This is a genomic window from Blastococcus aurantiacus (assembly GCF_900102425.1).
Classification (GTDB): domain Bacteria; phylum Actinomycetota; class Actinomycetes; order Mycobacteriales; family Geodermatophilaceae; genus Blastococcus; species Blastococcus aurantiacus.
This window is the reverse complement of the sequence record NZ_FNBT01000010.1, coordinates 53670-76556: the sequence shown is the minus strand read 5'-3', so window position 1 is coordinate 76556 and position 22887 is coordinate 53670. Positions and strand designations below refer to the sequence as shown.

Annotated in this window: 19 protein-coding genes; 4 read left to right on the top strand and 15 right to left on the bottom strand. The window is 73.5% G+C overall.

Annotated elements, in window-relative coordinates; translation table 11 throughout:
- Both BLS70_RS18485 and BLS70_RS18480 read left to right on the top strand, forming a co-directional pair.
- Nucleotides 1-1407, top strand: a complete 1407-nt coding sequence (locus BLS70_RS18485) for an aldehyde dehydrogenase family protein (protein ID WP_091770949.1) — start codon at nucleotides 1-3, stop codon at nucleotides 1405-1407.
- 268 nt (nucleotides 1408-1675) lie between these two features.
- A complete protein-coding gene (locus tag BLS70_RS18480; RefSeq protein ID WP_091771184.1) occupies nucleotides 1676-3130 on the top strand; it encodes an alanine/glycine:cation symporter family protein in 1455 nt (484 codons plus the stop codon).
- Nucleotides 3131-3181: 51 nt separating this feature from the next.
- On the opposite strand, the gene BLS70_RS18475 is transcribed toward BLS70_RS18480, so the two are convergent.
- The 7 genes from BLS70_RS18475 to BLS70_RS18445 all read right to left on the bottom strand — a co-directional run bounded on the left by BLS70_RS18475 (nucleotide 3182) and on the right by BLS70_RS18445 (nucleotide 11004).
- On the bottom strand, nucleotides 3182-4552 hold the full coding sequence (locus BLS70_RS18475) for an MFS transporter (RefSeq protein WP_091770947.1): 1371 nt from the start codon (nucleotides 4550-4552) through the stop codon (nucleotides 3182-3184).
- Nucleotides 4553-4660: 108 nt separating this feature from the next.
- Nucleotides 4661-5986, bottom strand: a complete 1326-nt coding sequence (locus BLS70_RS18470) for an alpha-amylase family glycosyl hydrolase (protein WP_091770945.1) — start codon at nucleotides 5984-5986, stop codon at nucleotides 4661-4663.
- Nucleotides 5983-7062, bottom strand: a complete 1080-nt coding sequence (locus tag BLS70_RS18465) for an NADH:flavin oxidoreductase (protein WP_091770943.1) — start codon at nucleotides 7060-7062, stop codon at nucleotides 5983-5985. Before BLS70_RS18465 ends, BLS70_RS18470 begins: the two co-directional genes overlap by 4 nt.
- A gap of 86 nt (nucleotides 7063-7148) precedes the next feature.
- Nucleotides 7149-8639, bottom strand: coding sequence for a DHA2 family efflux MFS transporter permease subunit (locus BLS70_RS18460; protein WP_218122494.1), 1491 nt, complete (start codon nucleotides 8637-8639; stop codon nucleotides 7149-7151).
- A complete protein-coding gene (locus tag BLS70_RS18455) occupies nucleotides 8636-9106 on the bottom strand; it encodes a MarR family winged helix-turn-helix transcriptional regulator (RefSeq protein WP_218122493.1) in 471 nt (156 codons plus the stop codon). Before BLS70_RS18455 ends, BLS70_RS18460 begins: the two co-directional genes overlap by 4 nt.
- Before the next feature lie 76 nt (nucleotides 9107-9182).
- On the bottom strand, nucleotides 9183-10319 hold the full coding sequence (locus tag BLS70_RS18450) for a sensor histidine kinase (protein WP_091770941.1): 1137 nt from the start codon (nucleotides 10317-10319) through the stop codon (nucleotides 9183-9185).
- On the bottom strand, nucleotides 10312-11004 hold the full coding sequence (locus BLS70_RS18445) for a response regulator transcription factor (protein ID WP_091770939.1): 693 nt from the start codon (nucleotides 11002-11004) through the stop codon (nucleotides 10312-10314). The genes BLS70_RS18450 and BLS70_RS18445 overlap by 8 nt, the downstream gene beginning before the upstream one ends.
- A gap of 159 nt (nucleotides 11005-11163) precedes the next feature.
- Here BLS70_RS18445 and BLS70_RS18440 point away from each other — a divergent pair, with 159 nt between their 5' ends.
- Together BLS70_RS18440 and BLS70_RS18435 are read left to right on the top strand one after the other, a co-directional pair.
- The gene (locus BLS70_RS18440) at nucleotides 11164-11739 is read left to right on the top strand and encodes a M15 family metallopeptidase (RefSeq protein WP_218122492.1); all 576 of its coding nucleotides are present in this window, start codon (nucleotides 11164-11166) and stop codon (nucleotides 11737-11739) included.
- A 135-nt stretch (nucleotides 11740-11874) separates the two neighbouring features.
- A complete protein-coding gene (locus tag BLS70_RS18435; protein ID WP_143030452.1) occupies nucleotides 11875-13872 on the top strand; it encodes an arabinofuranosyltransferase in 1998 nt (665 codons plus the stop codon).
- A gap of 51 nt (nucleotides 13873-13923) precedes the next feature.
- Here the strand turns inward: BLS70_RS18435 and BLS70_RS18430 are convergent, their stop codons facing one another.
- From BLS70_RS18430 to BLS70_RS18395, 8 genes are all read right to left on the bottom strand, one after another.
- The gene (locus BLS70_RS18430; protein ID WP_091770933.1) at nucleotides 13924-15285 is read right to left on the bottom strand and encodes an 8-oxoguanine deaminase; all 1362 of its coding nucleotides are present in this window, start codon (nucleotides 15283-15285) and stop codon (nucleotides 13924-13926) included.
- A 125-nt stretch (nucleotides 15286-15410) separates the two neighbouring features.
- Nucleotides 15411-17009, bottom strand: a complete 1599-nt coding sequence (locus BLS70_RS18425; protein WP_091770931.1) for a GMC family oxidoreductase — start codon at nucleotides 17007-17009, stop codon at nucleotides 15411-15413.
- Complete coding sequence (locus BLS70_RS18420; protein WP_091770929.1) at nucleotides 17009-17623, bottom strand: thiamine pyrophosphate-dependent enzyme; 615 nt, start codon at nucleotides 17621-17623, stop codon at nucleotides 17009-17011. The genes BLS70_RS18425 and BLS70_RS18420 overlap by 1 nt, the downstream gene beginning before the upstream one ends.
- A complete protein-coding gene (locus BLS70_RS18415; protein ID WP_091770927.1) occupies nucleotides 17620-18120 on the bottom strand; it encodes a thiamine pyrophosphate-binding protein in 501 nt (166 codons plus the stop codon). Before BLS70_RS18415 ends, BLS70_RS18420 begins: the two co-directional genes overlap by 4 nt.
- Before the next feature lie 21 nt (nucleotides 18121-18141).
- Nucleotides 18142-19509 (bottom strand): NtaA/DmoA family FMN-dependent monooxygenase, encoded by a 1368-nt coding sequence (locus BLS70_RS18410; protein ID WP_091770925.1) that lies wholly within the window; start codon nucleotides 19507-19509, stop codon nucleotides 18142-18144.
- Nucleotides 19510-21024, bottom strand: a complete 1515-nt coding sequence (locus BLS70_RS18405; protein ID WP_255362571.1) for an aldehyde dehydrogenase family protein — start codon at nucleotides 21022-21024, stop codon at nucleotides 19510-19512.
- A complete protein-coding gene (locus BLS70_RS18400) occupies nucleotides 21021-21818 on the bottom strand; it encodes an ABC transporter ATP-binding protein (protein ID WP_091770923.1) in 798 nt (265 codons plus the stop codon). The genes BLS70_RS18405 and BLS70_RS18400 overlap by 4 nt, the downstream gene beginning before the upstream one ends.
- Nucleotides 21815-22840, bottom strand: coding sequence for an ABC transporter substrate-binding protein (locus tag BLS70_RS18395; protein WP_091770921.1), 1026 nt, complete (start codon nucleotides 22838-22840; stop codon nucleotides 21815-21817). The genes BLS70_RS18400 and BLS70_RS18395 overlap by 4 nt, the downstream gene beginning before the upstream one ends.
- Nucleotides 22841-22887 lie beyond the last annotated feature (47 nt).

Genomic DNA, 22887 nt, shown 5'->3' with positions numbered 1-22887 from the left:
ATGACCGAGCACCTCATGACCATCGACGGGGAGCGCCGCAGCTCGTCGGACCGCTTCGACGTCATCAACCCGGCGACCGGCGAGGCCTTCGCCACCGCCCCCGAGGCCACCGCCGCCGACCTCGACGACGCCATGGCCGGCGCCCAGCGGGCCTTCCGCACCTGGAAGCTCGACGACGACGCCCGCCGCGAGAGCCTGCGGCAGGCCGCCGCCGCGATCAACGAGGCCGTCCCGCAGATCGCCACGCTGCTCACCCAGGAGCAGGGCAAGCCGCTGAACGAGGCCATGTTCGAGGTCATGGGCGTCGGCATGTGGCTGCAGTACTACGCCGACCTCCAGGTGGAGCGGGAGATCCTGCAGGACGACGACGCGGCGTTCGTCGAGGTGGTGCGCCGGCCGATCGGCGTGGTCGCGGCCATCGCGCCCTGGAACTTCCCGCTGCTGCTGTCGTCGTGGAAGATCGCCCCGGCGCTGCGGGCGGGCAACACCGTCGTCCTCAAGCCCTCGCCGTACACCCCGCTGTCGTCGCTGGCGATGGTCGACGTCCTCAACCGGGTGCTGCCGCCGGGCGTGCTCAACGTCGTCACCGGTGGCGACGCCCTCGGTGCGGCGATGACCGCCCACCCGACCCCGCGCAAGGTGAGCTTCACCGGCTCGGTCAGCGCCGGCAAGAAGGTCGCGATCGCCTCCGCCGCCGACCTCAAGCGGGTCACCCTGGAGCTGGGCGGCAACGACCCGGCCATCGTGCTGGACGACGCCGACCCCACCGTCGTCGGCAAGGCGCTGTTCGCCGCGGCGTTCCAGAACAACGGCCAGACCTGCATCGCGGTCAAGCGCGTGTACGTGCCGGAGAGCCTGCACGACGCCGTCGTCGACGCCCTCGTGGCGGAGGCCGAGAGCGTCGTCGTCGGCGACGGCATGGACGAGGCGACGAAGCTGGGCCCGCTGAACAACCGGCCGCAGTTCGACCGGGTCTCCGATCTGGTCGCCGGGGCGCTGTCCTCCGGCGCCCGTGCCGCGGCCGGTGGCACGGCGCTGGACCGGCCCGGCTACTTCTTCGCGCCGACCATCCTCACCGGCGCCGGCGAGAGCTCCGGGATCGTCGCCGAGGAGCAGTTCGGGCCGGCGCTGCCGGTCATCGCCTACCGCGACCTCGACGACGCGATCGAGCGCGCGAACGCCACCACCTACGCCCTCGGGGCGTCGGTCTGGGCGACCGACACCGAGCGCGGCGAGGGCGTCGCCCGGCAGCTCGAGGCCGGGTCCGCGTGGGTGAACACGCACGCGGCACTCGCCCCGAACCTGCCCTTCGGCGGGCTCAAGTGGAGCGGCGTCGGGGTGGAGAACGGCACGTGGGGCTACAAGAGCTTCACCGACCTCCAGGTCGTGAACCGCCGCAAGAAGTAGGGCCGCCCGTCGTCCGCGGAACACCGAGCGCGGGGAACTACGCCTCTCCCGAAGCAGGAGGAGGCGGATCTCCCCGCGCTCGATGCGGCGCACCCGGGCGGATCAGCGGGAGGTGTGCGCGTCCCGGCCCGGGCACACGGCTCGGCGTGCGCGGCACAGCGCGGGGCCTGACGATTTCCCTGCGAGGAACTTCGGCTCGGCGTCGAGCACACGGCGCGCCCGCGAGGTCACGTCCCCCGCGCCGCACGCACCCTCCGTGGAGACCCTCATGGACTTCATCCAGGACACCCTGATCGGCCCCGTCTCGAACGTCCTCTGGTCGTACGTGCTGATCTATGTGCTGCTGGGCGTGGGTCTCTACTTCGGGATACGCACGCGCTTCGTCCAGGTCCGCATGTTCGGGCGCATGGTCCGTCAGATCGGCTCCTCCCGCAGCGACTCCGAGGGAGGCATCTCGTCGTTCCAGGCCTTCTGCGTCGGCCTGGCCTCCCGCGTGGGGACGGGGAACATCGCGGGCGTCGCCATCGCCCTGACCCTCGGTGGCCCCGGGGCGATCTTCTGGATGTGGGTGGTCGCACTCGTCGGCATGGCGACCGCCCTCATCGAGGCGACCCTCGCGCAGATCTTCAAGATCCCGGCCGCTGACGGCAGCTTCCGCGGCGGCCCGGCCTTCTACATCGAGCGCGGGCTCGGCTCGCGGCGGGGTGGGATCGTCTTCGCCGTCCTGCTGATCTTCACCTTCGGCGTCGCGTTCAACATGGTCCAGGCCAACACCATCAGCGATGTGCTGGCCAGCGGGCACGGGGTCGGCGAGTGGTGGTCCGCTGCCGCTCTCATGGTCCTCACCGCATCGGTGGTCTTCGGTGGCGTCCGCCGCATCGCCCGCGTCGCGGAGATCGTCCTGCCCGCGATGGCCCTGGCCTACGTGCTGCTGGCCGCCGTGATCATCGGGCTCAACGTGACCCAGGTGGGTCCCGTGCTGGGCCAGATCTTCTCCGCGGCCTTCGGTCTGGGCGAGGCCGCAGCCGGCATCACCGGTGGGCTCGCGGCGGCGCTGCTCAACGGCGCGAAGCGCGGGCTGTTCTCCAACGAGGCCGGCATGGGGAGCGCGCCCAACGCCGCGGCCACGGCGACCACCAGTCACCCGGTGAAGCAGGGACTGGTGCAGTCTCTCGGGGTCTTCGTCGACACGATCATCGTCTGCTCCGCGACGGCGTTCATCATCCTGTTCGCCGGCTCCGCGGTGTACCGGCCCGGCGAGACGACCGAGGGCGCCTCGCTGACCCAGGCCGCCGTGGCCCACGAGCTCGGCAGCGGCCTGACCTGGGTGATGAGCGTCCTCATCTTCGTCTTCGCGTTCTCCTCGGTGCTCGGGAACTACTCGTACGCCGAGGTCAACATGACTTTCATGCGCGCACGGCCCCTCGCGCTGATGGTGTTCCGCGCGCTGGTCGTCGCGGTGGTCGGAGCCGGGGCCGTGCTGGAACTGGCGACGGTGTGGGCGCTGGCCGACGTCGCCATGGGCTTCATGGCGCTGGTCAACCTCGTCGCCCTAGTCCTGCTGGGCCGTTGGGCCCTCGGCGCGCTCCGGGACTACGAGCGGCAGCTGCGGGCAGGCCAGGACCCGGTGTTCCGCACCACCGGGAACGAGGACCTGCCACGGGACCTGCCCGACAGCGTCTGGACCACCGAGTACGCCGCCAGCAACCACCGCACGACGTGACCCCCCTTCCACGCACCGGTCGGCGGGAGGGGCGAGCGTGCGCCACGCCGGTCAGCGAGAGGTGTGCCCGTCCCGGATGAGCAGGGCGAACGGCACCGCGATGCAGGCGCAGAGCGCGGTGAGCAGGTAGACGACGGCGAAGGGACCGGCGGTCGTGGCGTCGCCCGCGAGCGCGGTGAACAGGCCGATGCCCACGACGGCGCCGATCTGGTTCGCCGTCTGCTGGAGCGAGGTTGCCAGCCCGAAGTCGCGCTCGTCCACCGCGTGGCCCATGGCCGACACCAGGCCCGGCTGCGCGTGCCCGAAGGCCCAGCCGGACAGGGGCAGGGCGATCGCGATGGCGACGATCGAGGTGGTGAGCGCCCCGACCGTCATCGACGCCATCACCAGCCCCAGCCCGGCGGCCGAGACCACCACCAGCTTGCGCTCCCCGAAGCGCTGACCCCAGCGCGAGGCCGTCGGCGCCGCGCCCACGATGAAGAGGGCGCGCGGGACGCTCAGCAGCGAGGTCAGCCCCGCCGACAGCCCCATCACCGACTGCATGAGCAGCGGGGTGAGCACGAAGTTGCCCATCCACCCCGCACCCAGGAAGAAGCTCGCCGCGGTCACCACCCGGGTGTTGCGGGTCGACAGCACCCGGATCGGCAGCAGCGGGTGCGGTGCCCGGCGCTCGATGCGGATCAGGGCCCAGACGGCGAACGGCACGACGACGAGGCAGGCGATCGGCACCGGCGACGGGCCCCAGACCCCCAGCCGGTTGACGCCGAAGGTGAGCGCGAGCGTGGCGAGCGCCAGGGCCAGGGCGCCGGGCAGGTCGAGCGGGATCTTCTCCCGATCGGCGGGGTCGGCCGGGAGCACGGGGATCGCCGCCACCAGCGCGGCCACGCAGACCGCCGCCTGGACGGCGAAGATAATCCGCCACCCCACCAGGTCCACCAGCGGACCGCCGATGACCACGCCGACCACGGCCGCACCGGCCAGCACGGCAGACGCGAGCGACGAGACGCGCACCCGCTGCTCGGGCGGGTGCGCGCGGAACAGCATGGCGAAGGAGCTCGGGATCGTCGCCGCCGAGCCGAGCTGGGAGATCGTGCGCGCGGTGATCAGGCTCCCGGCGTTCCACGCCAGCGCCGTCCCGATCGCGAACAGCGCGGCCACGACCATGCCGGTGAGGAACAGCTTCCGGTGCCCTCGCAGGTCGCCCAGCCGGCCCAGCACCGGCGTGCTGACGGCGGCGGCCAGCAGCGGCGCCGTCGTCACCCACAGCACGGTCGAGGGCGTCGAGTCCAGGTCGAGCGCGATGGGCTGGACGGCGATGGTGAGGATCGTCGCCGGGAACGTGGTGGCGAACATGCCGGCCAGGCAGGCGACCAGGATCCACCGGCGGCGCTCGGGGCGCGGGACGTCGGGCTGCTCGCTCACCCGGCAGCCACCAGGGTCCGGTCCGTCACGGCGCCGTCCTCATGCCCTGGTGCACACCTCGGAGACTCGCACGGCCGCTCCGCCGGGATCGCGGCGGGCTCCCGTGTCTCAGGCCGAGAGCACCGCCCAGCCCTGCGCGGGCAGCTGCACCCGGCCGCCGGTCAGCCGTGCCGTCCCGCACTCCACGGTGGTGGCGTCCGCCGCGGGCAGCTCGACGGGCTGCGCGGCGAGGTTGAGGGCGACCACGACCGCCGCGCCCGCGGTCCCCGACCGCAGGACGACCTGCTCGTTCGCGAGGTGGACGACGTCGGCGTGCGCCCGCGTCAGCCAGGGGTGGCGGCGGCGCAGGGCGACGAGGGCCCGGTGCACGTCCAGCGTCCTGCGGGCCGTCGCGTCCAGCTCCGCGGGATCCGGGGGGCGGGGCGGGAACTCGGGGCGCACGGCGTCGTCACCGCCCAGGCGCTGCTCCTTGACGCCGGTCCAGCCGTACTCGTCGCCGGCGTAGACGCTCGGCACGCCGGCGACGGTGAACAGCACGGCCAGCGCGTGCGGGACCAGCTCGGGGCCCACGGCCGAGGCGATCCGGGTGACGTCGTGGTTGCCCACGAAGGTCGAGGGCAGGAAGGTCGCCAGCAGCCCGTTGTGCCGTTCCAAGGCGTGCGTCAGCTCGAAGAAGTTCCGCTCGGCGATGCCGTGCCAGATCGCCTGCCACAGCTCGTACTGCGTGAGCGAGTCCACCGTCGAGGACCGGACGATCGCGGCGGCGTCGCCGTGGATGACCTCGCCGGTGAACCAGGCGTCGGGGTGGGTGCGCCGCACCTCGGGGAGCACACGGGCCCAGAACTCCGGGGGCACCGCGTAGGCGGCGTCCAGACGCCAGCCGTCGGCTCCCCGGTCGAGCCAGTGGCGCATCACCTCCACCACCAGGTCGGCCACCGCGGGCGAGGAGTGGTCCAGGGCGACGAGCTGGTCGTGCCCCTCGAAGACGTCGGCCCGCACCGGGTCGCCGGGCCGCCAGCCGGTCCAGTCGATGCGGAACAGCCCCGCCGTCGACGCCTCGGGCCCCCGGGCCTCCACCTCGGCGAAGGCGGGGTGCGCTCGGCCGACGTGGTTGAAGACGCCGTCCAGGCAGACCCGGATCCCCCGGTCGGAGCAGGCCCCGATCAGCCGCCCGAGGTCTGCCTCGGTGCCCAGGCGCGGATCCACGCGGAGGTGGTCGACCGTGTCGTAGCCGTGGGTCCGGGACGCGAACACCGGCCCCAGCGCCAGACCGTTGAGCCCGAGCTCGACGACGTGGTCCAGCCAGGCGTGCAGCCGGTCCAGCCGCGGCACCGGGCCCTCGGCGGCGGATTCCGGCCGGATCGGCGCACCGGTGAACCCCAGGGGGTAGACGTGCCACCAGACGACGGTGTCGGCCCAGCCCGCGCCGGTCACGAGGCGTCGGCGACGAAGTTCCGCCAGTTGCGCATGTACTCGACGAACACCGGCGACAGGCCCTCGGCGGCCAGGTGGTCGGGGCTGACCGGCGTCGGCACCGGCACGAAGCCGCCGTCGCGCCGCACCTGCTCGGGGAAGTCGTGGTGCAGGATCGCGGCCCGGCCGACCATCACGAAGTCCGCGCCCCGCTCGAGGGTCTCGGCGGCCCCGCGGCCGTTGCGCACCTTGCCGGCGACGCCGAGGCGCGTGGTGCCACGGTCGAGGTCGGTGAACCACTCCATGAGCGGGCGGTCGGAGTACTCCTCCTCCACCGGCAGCTTGGCCACGTCCCACAGCGACATGTCCAGGTAGTCGACGTCACCCCGGCCCATCAGCTCCGCGGCGACGTCCCGGATCTCACCGAGGCGGAGGCCGAAGCGCTCGGGCGAGAGCCGCACACCCACCTGGAAGTCGGGGCTGCACCGCTCGCGGACGGCGCTGAGGATCTCCCACAGCAGCCGGGCGCGGTTCTCCAGGGAGCCCCCGTAGCCGTCGGTGCGCCGGTTGATCTCCGGCGAGAGGAACTGGGCGACGACGTAGCCGTGCGCGCCGTGCACCTCGATGCCGTCGAAACCGGCCCGCTCGGCCCGCTCCGCGCCGACGGCGAAGTCCTCGACCAGCTGCCCGACCTCGTCCCCGGTCATGGCGCGGGCGCCGGTCTCCTCGTCGTCCGAGGGCCCCACCGGCTGCCCGACCAGCTCCTGCGGCGAGCGGATGCCGGCGTGGTGCAGCTGGAGGGAGGACAGCGACCCGGCGTCCTTCAGCGCGGTGGCCAGCCGGGTCAGCCCGGGCAGGTGGTCGTCGGAGAAGACGCCGAGCTGCCCGGGGAAGCCCTGACCGCCGGCCTGGACGTGCGCGGCGCAGCTCATGGTCAGCCCGTGCCCGCCGCGCGCCCGCAGCGACAGCCAGTGCAGCTCCTCGTCGGAGAGCCGCCCGTCGGGGTGGCTCTGCGTGTTGGTGAGCGGGGCCAGCCACATGCGGTTCGGAGCGGCCGGGCCGTGGGCCAACGTCAGGGGCGCGAAGAGGTCGGACACCCGGCCGAGGGTACGGAGGCGACCCGGACGCGGCGACGGCCCTCCCGGGAGGACCGGGAGGGCCGTCGTCGTGCCGTCGGGGCGGATCAGTGCATGAGCACCGGGGCGGGGACGGCGCCGTCCTCGTCGTCGAGGAGGTGCGACTCCTCCTTCTTCCGCGGCAGGAACGCCACCGGGATGAGGGCGAGCAGGATGAGGGCGAAGGCGACGGTGAACGTCGTCCCGAAGCCTTCGGCCATGGACTGCAGCGGGTCGGCCGACCCCGGGACCCGCGACGTGAGCTGGTTGGTCAGCACGACCGACAGCACCGCGGTGCCGATGGAGCCACCGATCTGCTGGACGATGTTGACCAGCGTCGAGCCGCGGGCGACCTCGGAGTTGGTCAGCGACTTCAGCGCCGAGGTCATGATCGGCATCATCGTGCCGCCCATGCCCAGACCCATGACGAACAGCGCGCTGCACAGCACCAGGTAGGACGTGTCCGCGTCGACCTGCGTGAAGACGAAGAAGCCGCTGGCCATCACGAGCAGGGCGATCGGCACGGTCCGGCCGATCGGCACCTTGTCGGCGAGGATGCCGGCGATCGGCATCGTCACCATGGCGCCCAGGCCCTGGGGGGCGATGAGCAGGCCGGCCATCAGCGTGGTCTCACCGCGCACCTGCAGGAAGTAGGACGGGAACAGCAGGCCGGCGCCCATGAAGGCGATGACGAACACGAACATCGACACCGTCGCGATCGTCAGCCGCCGGTTCTTGAACAGCCGCAGGTCGATCAGCGGCTTCTCGGTGCGCAGAGCGTGGGCGATGAAAGTCAGGATCAGCGCGACGCCGATCGTGGCCGACACCCAGACCCGCGGGCCGAAGGACGCCCCCTCGCCACCCTCGGCGATCGAGGAGACGCCGAAGAGGAACAGCGCGAGGCCGGGCGAGAGCAGCAGCATGCCGAGGAAGTCGAACCGCTCGGTCGGGCTCGGCTCGTCCTTGGGCAGCACGCTGTAGGAGTAGACGAGCGCGGCGATGCCGATGGGCAGGTTGATCAGGAAGATCCAGTGCCACGAGGCGATGTCGATGAGCCAGCCGCCGAGGATCGGGCCGGAGATCGGGCCGAGCAGCATGGGGATGCCGAGCACGGCCATGAGCCGGCCGATGCGGTCGGGGCCCGCCGCGCGGGTCAGGATCGTCATGCCCAGCGGCATCAGCATGCCGCCGCCGAGGCCCTGCAGGACGCGGAAGGCGACCAGCATCTCGATCGAGGTGGCCATCGCGCACAGCACGGAGCCGGCGGTGAAGAGGAACAGCGCGGCCAGGTAGAGGCGCTTGGTGCCGAAGCGGTCGGCGGCCCAGCCGGTGAGCGGGATGACGGTGGCCAGCGCCAGCGTGTAGGCCGTCATGGTCCAGGCGACCGTGGCGTAGCTGGCGTCGAAGACGTCCTGGAAGGTCGGCAGCGCGACGCTCACGACGGTGATGTCGAGGATCGACATGATGGCGCCGAGGACGACGACGCCGGCGATCTTGAGCACCGGCCCGTCGATCTTCTCGGGGTACGCCGGCTGGGCCGGCGGGGCTGAGGTGGTCACAGGCAGGTCTCCTGGTCTGGTCCCGGGCGGAGGGCGCCGCCCGCGAGGATGTCGGTGAGCGCCCGGTGCAGCTGGTCGCGCTGCTCCGGGGGCAGGGCGTGGGTGAACGCCTTGAGCGATTCGTGCTTCGCCGCGATGTGCTGCGTCGCCAGCTCTTCTCCCAGCGGGGTGAGCGACACGAGCTTCACCCGCCGGTCCACCGGGCTCTCGCGCCGCTCGACCATCTCGAGGCCGACGAGCTGGTCGACGTTGCGGCCGGCGGCGGCCATCGAGAGCCCGAGAGCGTCGGCGATGGAGTGGATCGGCATGGGTTCGGTCTTCCTGGTGAGCAGGAAGAGCGTGCGTGCCTGCGAGAACGACAGGTCGCTCTCGGCCAGGGCGTCCAGACCGTCGGACTCGCCCGTGCTCATCAGACGCGTCACGAACTCCACGAGCACGCCGAAGAGGTCGTCGGGTTCGGCAGGCACCCGTGAATGCTAACGCGCGCGCAACCTTTGTCCGAGCGAAATGTTTGTGAACGCGCGATGACTTCCGCCACACGGCTCAGGCACGGGCACGGAAAGGGACAGCCTGCTCCTCCGGCACCGCCGCAGGCAGTCGCACGACGGCGCGCAGCCCGCCGCCGGGGCGGGGGTCCAGCGCCAGAACGCCCCGGTGCGCCTGGGCGATCCGCTCGACGATCGCCAGACCGAGGCCGACCCCGGCGGAGCCGCCGCCGACGCGTTCCGTGCCCCGCCGGAAGGGCTCGGTCAGGGTGGCCACCAGTTCGGGCGCGAGGACGTCACCGGTGTTCTCGACGGTGAGCACCGCCGTCCCGGCCGGTACGCCGGTCGTGACCCACACGGTGCCGCCGTCCGTGCCGTTGTGGACGATCGCGTTGTGCAGCAGGTTCGTGGTCAGCTGCAGCAGGAGGGGCCGTGAGCCGACAGCGGGCGTGATGCTCCCGGACACCCGGAGGTCGACGCCGTGTTCCTCGGCCAGGGGCAGGAGCGTCTCGGCCGCCTCCTCGGCGAGCAGGGACAGGTCGACGGTCTCCCGCGCGAAGGAGCGCTGGTCTGCCCGGCTGAGCAGGAGCAGCGCCTCGGTGAGGTCGATGGCGCGCGCGTTGACGGCGAGGAGGCGGTCGACGAGCTCGCGCGGGTCGTGGTGGGGGTCCTTGCGGGCGACCTCGAGCAGGGTCTGCGTGATCGCCAGCGGGGTGCGCAGTTCGTGCGAGGCGTTGGCCGCGAAGCGCTGCTGCTCGCCGACGTGCGCCTCGAGCCGCGCCAGCATGCCGTCGAAGGCGTCGGCGAGCTCGCGGAACTCGTCCCGCCGCCCGGGCAGCGCGATCCGGTGGGACAGGGATCCGGTCGCGGCCGCACGGGTGGCGTCGGTGATGCGGGTCAGCGGGGCCAGGACCCGTCCGGCGAGGAACCACCCTCCCGCGAGGCCGAGCAGCAGCAGGAAGGCCAGCGCCGCGGCGGCCCTCGGGGCGAAGGCGCGCTGGAGGTCCGACCGGTTGGGCACGAAGAGCCCGGGGCCGCGTCCGCGGGAGGTGGCGTTGATGACCACGGCGTCGGGCACGTAGCGCAGCAGGAACACCCACACCACCGCCAGGAGCAGGCCACCGGCGAGCAGGAGGAAGCCGGCGTAGCTGAGCGTGAGCCGCAGCCGGACGCTCGGCCCGGGCGGCCTAGGCACCGGCTGCTCCCCCGCCGGGCGCGGGCGCGCTCCCGATCCGGTACCCGACGCCGGGCACCGTGGCGATGAGGGCGGGCTCGCCGAGCCGCTTGCGCAGGGCCGAGACGGTGATGCGCACCGCGTTGGTGAAGGGGTCGGCGTTCTCGTCCCAGGCCTTCTCCAGCAGCTCCTCGGCGCTGACCACACCGCCCCCGGCGGCGACCAGCACCTCGAGCACGGCGAACTGCTTGCGGGTGAGCGCCACGTACCGGCCGTCGCGGAAGACCTCGCGCCGGAAGGGGTCCAGCCGCAGGCCGGCGATCTCCCGCACCGGTGGCCGGTGGTGCGCCCGCCGGCGGTCCAGCGCCCGGAGCCGGAGCACGAGCTCCCGGAGCTCGAAGGGCTTGGTCAGGTAGTCGTCGGCGCCCAGCTCGAAGCCGGAGGCCTTGTCGTCGAGGCGGTCGGCGGCGGTGAGCATCAGGATCGGCATGCCGCTGCCGGAGGCGACGACGTGCCGGGCGACCTCGTCACCGGAGGGGCCGGGGACGTCGCGGTCGAGCACGGCGAGGTCGTAGGAGTTCAGCCGCAGCAGCTCCAGGGCGGTGTCGCCGTCCCCGGCGAGGTCGGCCGCGATCGCCTCCAGCCGCAGCCCGTCGCGGATGGCCTCGCCCAGCAGGGGTTCGTCCTCGAGGATCAGCACGCGCATGCGCCGAGGTTAGAGAGCCGCTGCGTATCGCCGGCATATGGAGATCGCCTTACGGGCAGGCAACGCGCAGCTGCCTTGACTGCCGGCATGCCTCAGAACCCGCGATCCCCGAGCAGGGCGGCACGACGTGTGCGAGGGGCGGTCGTCGCCCTCCTGGCCGTGGCTCTCGCCGCCGGCGTCGGTGCCGTCGTCGGATCCCAGGCGGTGGACGCGTCCTCCGCGACGGTGGTCCGTCCCCTTCCCGAGCTGGGTGCGGCGGTCCCGCTCGTCCCGGACGGCGTCACGGTGGACGACGGCGTCGTCCCCGGGGGCGGCACGACCGTCGGCAGCGGGCTGCCCGCCGTCACGGAGCTCGACCCCGCGCTGCTGACCGCGCTGCGCCGGGCGGCCGGGGCCGCGGCGGACGACGGCGTGGCGTTCACCGTCACCAGCGGCTGGCGGTCCGCGGAGTACCAGGAGCAGCTGCTGCGGGAGGCGGTCGCCGAGCACGGCTCGGCCGAGGAGGCCGCCCGCTGGGTGGCCACCTCCGACACGTCGGCCCACGTGTCGGGGGACGCCGTCGACCTCGGGCCCGCGTCGGCCCGGTCGTGGCTCGCCGAGCACGGCGCCGCGTACGGGTTGTGCCAGATCTACCGCAACGAGCCGTGGCACTACGAGCTGCGGGCCGGCGCGGCGGACCGGGGGTGCCCCGGCATGTACGCCGACCCCACGCACGACCCGAGGATGCAACCGTGACCGCGGCGCCGCGGGGCGGGCCCAGCCGGGTCGGCCGGTGCGGTTGCGCCGGCCGCGTCAGAATGGCTGCATGACCTCCCGCCCGGCGTCCCCCCGGATCCCGGCGCCGTCGTCGTCGGACGGCCCCGCCGGCACGTGAGCACGCCCGCCGCCGAGGACGTGCGCACGCCCGTCCCCCCTCCTCCCCCTCCGCAGGCTCACCCCGGTCCCCGGTGGGTCGCCGGCCGGTTGCGGCCGGCCCTGCTCGTCGGAGCGGCGCTGGCCGGGTGGGCGCTGACCGCCTGGCTGGTCGCCCTCTGGGAGGTGTCGATCGTCGAGGCGGAGTGGCGGGACCGCCTCGTGCCGGTCCTGACCACCGTCGGTGGTCTGGCCGGCGCGGCGGTCGCCCTCGTGGCCCGCCGCCGGCCGGGGACCGCCGCGGACGCCGGTGCGGTCCTCGCGGGAGTGCTGATCGGCGCGGCCACGACGGCCGCGCTGCACGGCACCCGCTGGGGCTGGGGCGGCCTCTACGCCGACTCCTCCTTCCGCACGCAGATCGCCACCCGGTACGCCGAGACACCGGGGTTGTTCGACTACAACTACCGCGGCCTGCCGGCCTACTACCCGCCCGCCCTGGGCTGGGTCCAGGGCCGTTTCGCGGCCCTCACCGACCTGGCGGGCTGGGAGGCGGTGAAGCCGGTCCAGCTGCTCGTGGGCGTGCTCGTGCCGCTGGCGGCCTACCTGCTGTGGCGGCCGGTGGCCGGCGCCCTCCCGGCGGCAGCGGTCGCCGCTCTCGTGACGATCTGGACCGCCGAGCCGCACAAGCCCGACGAGTGGCTGGTCCTCGCCTGCCTGCTGCCGTGGTGGCTGCTGGCCGTACGCGACGTCCGGGCGCCGGGGGTCGCCCGGTGGCCGGCCTGGCGGCTGGGTGTGGTGTTCGGGCTGCTCGCGCTCGTGCACACCTACTGGCTCCTGCCCTTCGGCGTCGCCACCGTGCTGGCCCTCGCCTACGACGCGGTGCGGCGCCGCCTCCCGCGCCGCGACGGCGAGCGACCCCCTCCGCGGCTGCCGCTGCGGCGGGCCGCGGCCATCGGCGTCGTGGGACTCGTGGTGTCCACGCCCACCTGGGTGCCCCTCGTCGTGGCGCGGCTCCGCTTCCCGTCGGACAGCCTGCAGATCCGCTACTCGGTCCTCGGCGGCCACGACCTGGTGCTGCCCTCGCCGTTCGAGGAGGCCCAGGCCGCCGGGCTGGTCGGCCTGGCCTGGCTCGCCTGGGCCGCCTGGTGCCGGCTCCGTGGCCGGGACCTCGGCGGCAGCACCTACCCGCTCGCCGGCGGGCTGGGCCTCGCCGTCCTCGGCTGCTGCGCCACGCTGAAACTCGGCGCTCTCGCCGAGCGGGCCGACATCGGCTTCCTCGCCTTCAAGACGCAGGACGCCCTCCTGATGGTGCTGCTGGCCACCGGCGTGGTCGGTGCCGCCGACTGGCTGGGGCGCTGGCTGCGCCACTCCGAGCGGAGGGCGCGCGCCGCCTGGCTCCCCAGGCTGGCCGCCGTCGTCCTCGTCGGGTGCGCGGCAGCGTCGGCGGCCCACCACCTCGCGTCGTACTGGGTGGTCGGGCACCACGCGCTGACCGCCCAGACCACGCGCTACCCCGACGGCTCGGTGCCCGCCGGCGACCCCGACGGGCCGCCCTACATCCCCACCCTGTTCGTGGACCCCGCCGACGAGCCGGTCACCGAGGTCCGCGCGGCCTGGCGGACGCTGCGGCCCGACATCCCCCTGGACGAGGCCGTCCTGGTCACCTCGCAGGTGGACCTGCTCGCCACGACGCCGGTGCACGGGTTCCTGACCTTCAAGAGCATCTACTCCCATCCGAACGGGCAGTTCGAGGAACGGGTGGAGCTGCTCGAGGAGGTCGGCGACTGCCCGACCTCGGCGTGCGCGGCCGAACTGCTGCGCGACAACGAGTTCGACCGGGTCGACGGCCTCGTGCTGCCACGGGTCGGCGAGGCGCTGGTGCTCCCCTTCACGGTCGACGACTTCCCGAACCGCACGGTGGGCGACGACGTCAGCTTCCCGGACCGGGTGCTCACCGGCCCGGAGTTCGAGCGGATCGAGCTCGGACGGATCGTCGTCATCGCGCTGCGGGACTGACCTGCGGCCGGGGCCCGCCCGCCCCCCGGTGAGCGGGCGGCACCCGGCTCCTCAGACCAGGCCCTGCATCTCCCGCGAGATCCGGTCGTGCGTCCGCAGCTGCTCGGACAGGCCGGGCAGCCTCAGCCGACCGTCCTCGACGAGGACCCGGCCACCCACCGTCGTCACCCACGCCCGCGCCGGACCGCACCGCAGCCACGCCTCGACCGGGTCGCTGTGCGCCCCGGCCAGCGAGACGGGGTCCATGTCCCAGACGACGACGTCGGCGAGGGCCCCGACGGTCAGGTGGCCGATCTCGTCGTCCCGGCCCAGGCAGGCCGCCGAGCCCCGGGTGCCGACGTCGAGGGCGTCGCGCGCCGTCATCGACGCCGGCCCGTGCAGCAGCCGCGCGACGAGCAGCGCCGCCCGCGCCTCCATCCACAGCGACGCGGCGTCGGCCGAGGAGGACCCGTCGCAGCCCAGGCCGACCGGACCGCCCCAGCCGCGGTACTGCTGGACCTTCGCGGTGGCGCCACACAGCAGCATGTTCGAGCTCGGGCAGTGCGCCACCCCGACGCCGGCGCGGGCCAGCCGCTCCGCCTCCGCCTCGCTCGGGTAGGCGAAGTGCGCCACCCAGGCGCGGTCGGTGGCCCACCCGACGTCCTCGAAGTGCTCGACCGGGGTGCGCCCGTACACCTCCCGGCAGAAGTCGATCTCCGACTCCGCCTCCGCAAGGTGCGTGTGCAGCCGGACGTCGAGCCGTTCGGCCAGTTCGGCGGTGGCCCGCATGAGGCCGTCGTCCACGCTGAACGGCGAGCAGGGCGCCAGGCCCACGCGGATCAGCGCCCCGGGCGCGGGGTCGTGGTGGGCGGCCACCACGCGCTCGCAGTCGGCGAGGATCGTGTCCCGGTCCTGCACCACCGACCGGGGCGGCAGGTAGCCCTCCTCCTCCGAGCGGCTCATCGACCCGCGGGTCGGCGAGAACCGGAAGCCGATCTCCCGGGCCGCGGCGATCTCGGCGTCGACGAGGTTCGGCCGCGGATGCACGTAGAGGTGGTCGGTGGAGGTGGTGCAGCCGCCGAGCAGCAGCTCCGCCAGGCCGATGTAGGCCGACGTGTGCACCGCCTCCTCGTCCAGCCGCGCCCACACCGGGTACAGCGTGGTGAGCCAGGTGAACAGGTCACCGTTCACCGCGGGCCCGAACGAGCGGGTCAGGTTCTGGTAGATGTGGTGGTGGGTGTTGATCAGCCCCGGCGTGACCAGCCGGCCACCGGCGTCGATGACGCGGAGAGCCTCGGGCTCGGGGTCCAGCGAGGAGCCGTAGCCGCTCACCCGGTCCCCGGTCACGGCGAGCCAGCTGCCCCCGCCGGTCACCTCCACTCCCCGGTCGACGTAGACGTGGGAGGCGTTGCGGATCAGCAGATCGACCGACATGGCACGACCGTTCTCCCGGCAGGACCGGGTGACGCGGCGCCCGCGGGCGCCGGCGGTGTCCCTGTCCCCGGCCCATGGGAGCCGGGATCGTCATCGCCGCAGCGAACGGGAGAGTGCGGACAGCTTCAGCGGCCGACGGCCTCCTGGAGGACGCCGGCGCCGATGGCGGCGCCGACCAGCTCCGCCGCGCGCTCGGCGACGGCGATGACCGGCCACTGGGTGTTGCAGGTCGGGATGACCGGGAAGACCGAGGCGTCGGCCACCCACAACCCGTCGACGCCGCGCACCGCGAGCCCGGGGTCCACGACCGCCTCCTCCCCCGAGCCCATCGCCGCGGTGCCGCAGGAGTGGAAGAACGTCGCCACGCTCCGGCGCACGAAGCGGACCTTCCCGGCGCGGTCCAGCCGGCGGTCCGGGGCGGCCGGACCCGCGCTCAGCGCGCGGTAGGGGCCGGTCGCGAGCAGGTCCATCACCGTGTCCACCGACTCCACGAGCGCCTCGAGGTCCGCAGGCTCGGCGAGAAAGTTGGGCTGCACCTCCGGCGCCACCGCCGGATCGGCCGACCGCAGCCGCACGTGCCCCCGGCTGCGCGAGCGCATCAGCCCCGGGGAGACGGCGAACACGTCGCCAGAGAGGTCGTGCTCGGCCCGGACCTCGGCGCTCGCGTGCGGCCCCTGCACCACGAAGGCGTGCAGGTCGGGGTGGTCGCCGGCCAGCGAGCTGCGCCAGTTGAGCATGCTGCCGCCGCCGTTGTCCCGGACCGGACCCAGCGGCGCCCGGGCCCGGACGTTCATGCCCATGAGCAGCGGGTGGTCCTGGTAGCCACGGCCCACGCCGGGCAGCGGCACCTCCGGCCGGATGCCGAGGGCGGCCAGGTCCCCCGGGTCGCCGATGCCCGAGAGCATCAGCAGCCGCGGTGAGTCGATCGCGCCCGCGGTGAGGACCACACCGCTGCGGGCCGCCGTCGTCGTGGGCAGGCCGCCGACCACGTGCTCGATCCCGACGGCCCGCCCGTCGCGGAGGACGACGCGGCGCACCGCGCTGCCGGTGAGGACGGTGAGGTTGGGCCGGTCCAGCACCGGCTCCAGGTAGCCGCGGGCGGTGCTCCACCGCTCCAGCCGGCCGTCCGGGCGGGTGGTGGCGTTGAAGTTCGCCAGCGTGGCGCCCTCGTTGTCCGGGCCGTTCGCGTCCTCGATCACCGGGAGCCCGAGCTCGGCGGCAGCGCCCAGCAGCGCCTCGGCCACGGGGTGCGGCGCCTTCGAGGTCTCCACCCGCATCGGCCCCCCGGCGCCGCGCAGCGCCGATTCGCCGCCCTCCCAGTCCTCGCTGCGCCGGAAGTACGGCAGCAGGCCGGCCCAGTCCCAGCCGGTCGCCCCGGCCGCGGCCCAGGCGTCGTAGTCCGAGGGGTGCCCCCGGTACCAGAGCATCGCGTTGATGCTGCTGGAGCCGCCGAGCACGCGGCCCCGCGGGATGGCCACCACCCGGCCGTCGACGAGGTCGGTCGGCGCGTAGTCGTAGCCCCAGTCGTGCCGCCCGCCCAGCAGCCCGGCCCAGCGGCCGGCGTCGAGCAGCTCGGCCAGGCCGCGGTGGCTGGGCCCGGCCTCGACCAGCAGCACCGAGACGTCCGGGTCGGCGGAGAGCCGGTAGGCCAGCACGCAGCCCGCCGACCCGCCGCCGACGACCACGACGTCGTAGGCGGGCTGCAGCGGTCGGGTGGCCCCCATCAGTTGTGCTCGCTCGGGCCCATGATCGTGATGCCTTCGGTCTCCTCGACGTGCCGGACGAAGACGTACTTGTCCTCCAGCCCGTCGGAGTGCTTCCGCCTGATCCCCGGCTGCAGGACCCCGTCGGTCTTGGCCACGACCAGGTAGGGCTCGCGGGCCGCCAGCCCGGCCGCGCAGTGGGCGTCGAAGTCCTCCAGCGTGTCGACGGTGTGCGCCTGGTCGATGCCGGCACCGCGGGCGATGGCCGCGAGGTCGACACGGCCGGACGCCGTGTGCGTCCTCGGCCCGCCGATCGACTGGTACTGCTCGTTGTCCCAGACGACGACGAAGAGGTTCTCCGGCCGCTCGTTGCCCAGCGTGGCGAGGATGCCCAGGTTGAACAGCAGCCCGCCGTCGGTGTCGAGGGAGACGACGCGGCGGTGCGGCAGCCCGACGGCCAGCCCGAACGCCTCGGCGCTCACGCAGCCCAGCTGCTGCTGGAAGAGGCTGGCCGCCCGCATGTGCGGCGCGGCGTCGTACCACTCGTCGACCGCCCCACCGAGGGACAGGATGACCAGCTCGTCGGTCAGCCGCCGGCCCAGCAGCTCCATGCACGCATACCGGCTGATGCTCATCGGACGGTCTCCCCGCTGAGCACGACCGCCGAGTGGTAGTAGGCGGTGTAGGACCAGGTGAAGGCGTCGGTGACCGCCCGCTCCACCTCGTCGGCGGACCGCACGATGCGGTAGGGCACCCGCAGCGCCTTGAGGACCGGCTCCATCGTGATGCCGTGCGGGACGGCCCACCAGTTGTTCTCGCCGAGGTCGCCGCGGTGACTCATGATCATGATGACCGGGATGCCGGCGCCCAGGCCCATGCGCGCGAGGTGCTCGACCGAGGCCCGCAGCCCGGAGTTCTCCATGACGAGCACCGCACGCTTGCCCGAGAGGAACACCCCGCCGCAGATGGCGGCGCCCTCCCCCTCGTTGGTCACCTGGATGGTGCGGATGTCCGGGTCGGCGTCCAGCGCCGGGTACAGCTCCTCGAGCAGCGAGTCCGGCAGGTAGCAGGCGACGCTGACCCCCGCCTTCTTCAGCCCGCTCAGGACGGCGTCCACCGCTTCCTGCTGCATGTCTCTCCTGTCCTCGCCGGCTCAGGGCCGGAAGCGTGCGCCGGGGTGCGTGGCGGCCAGCCGTCCGTCGGGGCCGCCGGTGAGCCGGCTGCGCAGGGGGCTGCCGGCCGGCTTGTCGGCCCACAGGCCGCGCTCGCGCAGCAGCGGCAGCACCAGCTCCACCACGTCCGCGTAGGCGTCGGTGCCGCCGAAGGTCGGCTCCAGCAGCAGGCCGTCGACGTCGGTGCCGACAGCGATCTGCTCGATCTCCTCCGCGACGTCCTCGGGCGAGCCGGTGATCTGGAAGCCGCGGTTGGCCTTGACCCGGAAGCCGTCCAGGACGTCGGCCACCGTGGGCACCGGCGCGCCCGGCCGGACGAACCGGTCGATGAGGGTCTGCCCCTGGTCGGAGCGGATCGCGGTCAGCTCGGTGGCCGGGTCCAGGCCGGTCAGGTCCACGCCGGTGAAGCCGGCGAAGATCACGGCGGCGTCCTCGAGCGTGTACAGCCGCTCCAGCTCGGCCCGGCGGGCGTGGGCCTCCTCGCGGGTGGGCGCCACCGTGACGGTCGCGCCGGTGAGCACCTTGACGTCGTCCTTGTCCCGGCCGTGCGCCACGGCCTGCGCACGGATGTCGGAGACGTGCTCGCCGGCCTTGCCGATCGACTGCCCCTGGATGAGCACGCACTCGGCGTTGCGGGCGGCGAAGGCGCGGCCGCGGTCGGAGGTGCCGGCCTGGAACAGCACGGGGCTGCGCTGCACCGACGGCGGCACGGCGAAGACCCCCGCGCCCGAGAACCAGCGCCCCTGCCGGTCGACCGGGTGCAGCTTGCGCGGGTCGACGAACACGTTGCGCGCGGCGTCGCGGACCAGGGCGTCGTCCTCCCAGACGCCCTCCCAGAACGCCAGGCACAGGTCGATGAACTCGTCCGCGGCGTCGTAGCGGCCGTCGTGCGTGCCGGAGTCCGGCAGGCCGAAGAGCTCGTCGGTCGTCGACTGGGAGCTGCCGGTGACGATGTTCCAGCCGATCCGCCCGGCGGTGTAGTGGTCCAGGCTCGCGAACCGCCGCGCCGTGGCGTAGGGCCGCTCCACCGTCGTCGGCGAGGTGACCACGAAGCCGAGCGACTCCGTCTCCCGGGCCAGCGCGCTGATGAGCAGCATCGGGTCCAGCGCGGGGAACTGGATGCCGTGCTCGGCCACCGCGTCGGGCAGCCGGCCGTCGATCGTCGGGTAGCCGTAGGTGTCGGCGAAGAACAGGAAGTCGACGCCGGCGCCGTCCAGCAGCCGGGACAGCTGCACCCAGTGCTCGACGGAGTCCCAGTGGTCGCCCTTGCCCATCGGGTGGGTCCAGGTCGGCATGCCGACGCTGGGGTTCATCATCTCGAACACGCCCAGCGAGAGGGGCTTGGTCACTCAGATCACCGCCACGATCGTCTTGGTCTCCAGGTAGTTCTCCAGGCCCTGCGGGCCGTTCTCGTAGCCCCAGCCGGACTCCTTGTGGCCGCCCTTGGGCAGCTCCGGGCCCAGGAAGGAGTGGCAGTTGACCCAGACCGTCCCCGCCTGGAGCCGTCGTGCGAGCCGGTGCGCCTGGCCCAGCCGCTCGGTCCAGACGCTCGCCGCCAGGCCGTAGCGGGAGTCGTTGGCCCAGCCGAGCACCTCGTCCACGTCGTCGAACGGCGTCACCGTCGCGACGGGGCCGAACACCTCCTCGCGCATGAGGCGGGCGTCCGGCCGCACGCCGGTCAGCACGGTGGGCTCCACGAACGTGCCCAGCGCCCCGTGCCGGCCGCCGCCGGTGACCACCTCCACGCCGTCGGCCGCGCCCTCGGTGACGAAGTCGCTCACCCGGTCGGCCTGGGCGCGGCTGACCAGCGGTCCGAGGTCGGTGCCGGGCTCCAGGCCGTGCCCCAGCCGCAGCCCGCTGCCGTAGGCCGCCATCCCGGCGACGACGTCGTCGCAGACGTCGCGGTGGGCGTAGACCCGGGCGCTGGCCACGCAGACCTGGCCGCCGTTGTCGAAGATCCCCCGGGAGATGCCCTCGACCGCCGCCCCGAGGTCGGCGTCGGGCAGCACGATCGACGGCGACTTGCCGCCGAGCTCCAGGGTCAGCCGCTTGAGGGTCTGCGCCGCCGTGGCGACCAGCCGCTTGCCCACCTCCGTGGAGCCGGTGAACGCCACCTTCGCCACCCGCGGGTGCTCGACGAGCGCCTGGCCGACCTCCGCGCCGAACCCGGTGAGCACGTTGACCACGCCCGGCGGCAGGCCGGCCTCGAGCAGCAGCTCCCCCAGCCGCAGCGCGGTGAGCGGGGTGTCCTCGGCCGGCTTCAGCACCACGGTGCAGCCGGCCGCCAGCGCGGGGGCCAGCTTCATCGCGGCCATCAGCAGCGGCGAGTTCCACGGCACGATCGCGGCCACCACGCCCACCGGCTCGCGGCGGGTGTAGGCGAGCAGCTCCTTCCCCGGAGGCGTGCGGGCCAGCGAGGTCGGGATCGTGTCGCCCAGGATCTTCGTGGGCCAGCCCGCGTAGTAGCGGAACTGACCGGCGGCCGCGGGGATCTCGGCCAGCCGGGAGGTCCGCCAAGCCTTGCCCTGGTCGAGGGTCTCCAGCGTGGCGAGCTCGTCGGCGTTCGCCTCGATCAGGTCGGCCACCCGCCACAGCACCGACCCCCGGGCGGCGGGGGTCATCCCGGCCCACTCGGGTGACGTGAACGCTCTCAGCGCGCTGGTCACCGCGGCGTCGGCGTCGGCCGCCCGGGCGCGGGCGACCTCGGCCAGCACCTCCCCGGTGGCCGGATCGAGGGTCTCGAAGGTCTCCCCCGTGACCGCCGGCACCCACTCCCCGTGCACCAGGAGCCGCTTGGGCACCCCGTCCAGGAACCCCGCCGTCCGCCCGTCCCGCCGCGGTGGCGCGCCGATCTGCACGGTCACGGGGCCGCCGGGACGACACCGCTGAACAGCAGCGAGGAGAGGTGGTCCTGGAGCTCGTGGAAGCGGTCGGAGCGCAGCGTCTCCAGCGTCCGCGGCCGCGGCAGGTCCACCTCCACCACCTCGACGACCCGGCCAGGCCGGGCACTCATCACGGCCACGACGTCGGAGAGCAGTACCGCCTCGCCGATGCCGTGGGTGACCATCAGCGTCGTGGGCCGCGTCTCGGTCCAGATCCGCTGCAGCTCGAAGTTCAGCCGCTGCCGCGTCATGTCGTCCAGGGCGCCGAACGGCTCGTCGAGCAGCAGCACCGAGGGATCGTTGACCAGCGCCCGGGCGATGGCCGCCCGCTGCCGCATGCCGCCGGAGAGCTGCGACGGCCGCGCGTCCTCGAAGCCGCGCAAGCCGACGAGGTCGATCAGCTCGTCGATCCGCTCCTTCGACGTCCGCACCCGCGCCACGTCCCTGGGGAAGCGGATGTTGCGGGCGACGCTGCGCCACGGGAGCAGCGCAGCCTCCTGGAACGCGATGCCGATCTGGTGGGCGGCCTGCAGCTCGTGCGGGGTCCGCCCGCCGATCGAGACGGTCCCCGACGTCGGCTCCTCGAGCCCGGCCAGGATCCGCAGCACCGTCGACTTGCCGCAGCCCGAGGGGCCGAGCAGCGAGATGAAGCTGCCGGGGCCGGTGGTCAGGTCGACCGAGTCGACGGCGTCCACCGTGCTCCTGCCGGTCCGGAAGCTCTTGGACAGGCCGGTGATCTCGATGCCGACGGCAGGTGGTGCGACGGCAGCCGTCACAGCATGTCCTGGATCGAGGTGTCGAACAGGTCGTCGACGGAGATCTCGACACCCATCTCGGCGATGGTGTCGACGGTGGCCTGCATCCGCTCCTCGTCCATGACGACCGTCTCGTCGCTGCCCTCGGACAGCACCAGCTCCTTCATGGCCTCGACCTCGAGCAGTTGCTGCTCCTCGTCCAGCCCCTGGTCGCCGCCGTACTCGCCGAGGGTCAGGTCGACGCCCTTCTGCGGGTCCTCGAAGAGCTCCGCCCAGCCCTGCTGGGTGGCCCGGAGGAAAGCCGCCAGCAGCTCCGGCTGCCGCTCGATGGTCTCCTCGGTCGCGAAGTAGACGTCGGTGAGGACGTCGAAGCCGAAGTCGGCGAAGAGCATCGTGTTGGTCTCGATGCCCTGGACGTTGAGCTGGCCCGGCTCGTTGATCGAGTAGACGACCTGGCCGTCGACCTCGCCGTTGGCGACCGGGGACGGATCGAACTGCGTCGGCACGACGGTGAGGTCGCCCGCGTCGATGTCGTTCAGGGCGAGGAACAGCTCGAACTGCGTCTGGTTGCCCGCGGCCACGCCGATCCGCTTGCCGATCATGTCCTCGGGGCTCTCGATCGGGGATCCCGCCAGGCTCACGATGCTGTACGGGCTGCGCTTGAAGCCGGCCCCGATGATCTTCAGCGGCGCGCCCTCGGCGATGGCCGCCGCGACGACGTCCGAGCTGGCGTTGCCGATGGTCGCCGTCCCGGCGGCGACGACGGTGTCCGGCGAGACGTTCGGGCCGCCGGGGAGCCACTCGAACTCGATCCCCTCGTCCTCGTAGAGGCCGTCGCTGTCCGCGATCCAGTGCGCGCCCCACTCGACGGTGGGCAGCCAGCCGAGCTGGTACGTCAGCTCCTGGGGCGAGTCCGCCGACGGCGCGTCGCCCTCGGACGAGTCGTCGGAGCAGCCCGTGGCGGCCAGGGCGACGGCGAGGACGCCGGCGGCGAGGGCCGGCCAGCGGGAGCCGGGGCGCGGGGTGGAGGGGCGTGCGGACATGGCGGTTCCTTTCGGGGAGGGACAGGGAAGAAGCGGTGCGGGCCGGG

Bases quoted from the DNA above. Each gene is read 5' to 3' on its own strand.
- BLS70_RS18485 (WP_091770949.1), top strand. From the start codon at position 1: ATGACCGAGCACCTCATGACCATCGACGGGGAGCGCCGCAGCTCGTCG.
- BLS70_RS18480 (WP_091771184.1), top strand. From the start codon at position 1,676: ATGGACTTCATCCAGGACACCCTGATCGGCCCCGTCTCGAACGTCCTC.
- BLS70_RS18445 (WP_091770939.1), bottom strand. From the start codon at position 11,004: ATGCGCGTGCTGATCCTCGAGGACGAACCCCTGCTGGGCGAGGCCATC.
- BLS70_RS18430 (WP_091770933.1), bottom strand. From the start codon at position 15,285: ATGTCGGTCGATCTGCTGATCCGCAACGCCTCCCACGTCTACGTCGAC.
- BLS70_RS18425 (WP_091770931.1), bottom strand. From the start codon at position 17,009: ATGGGGGCCACCCGACCGCTGCAGCCCGCCTACGACGTCGTGGTCGTC.
- BLS70_RS18420 (WP_091770929.1), bottom strand. From the start codon at position 17,623: ATGAGCATCAGCCGGTATGCGTGCATGGAGCTGCTGGGCCGGCGGCTG.
- BLS70_RS18415 (WP_091770927.1), bottom strand. From the start codon at position 18,120: ATGCAGCAGGAAGCGGTGGACGCCGTCCTGAGCGGGCTGAAGAAGGCG.
- BLS70_RS18395 (WP_091770921.1), bottom strand. From the start codon at position 22,840: ATGTCCGCACGCCCCTCCACCCCGCGCCCCGGCTCCCGCTGGCCGGCC.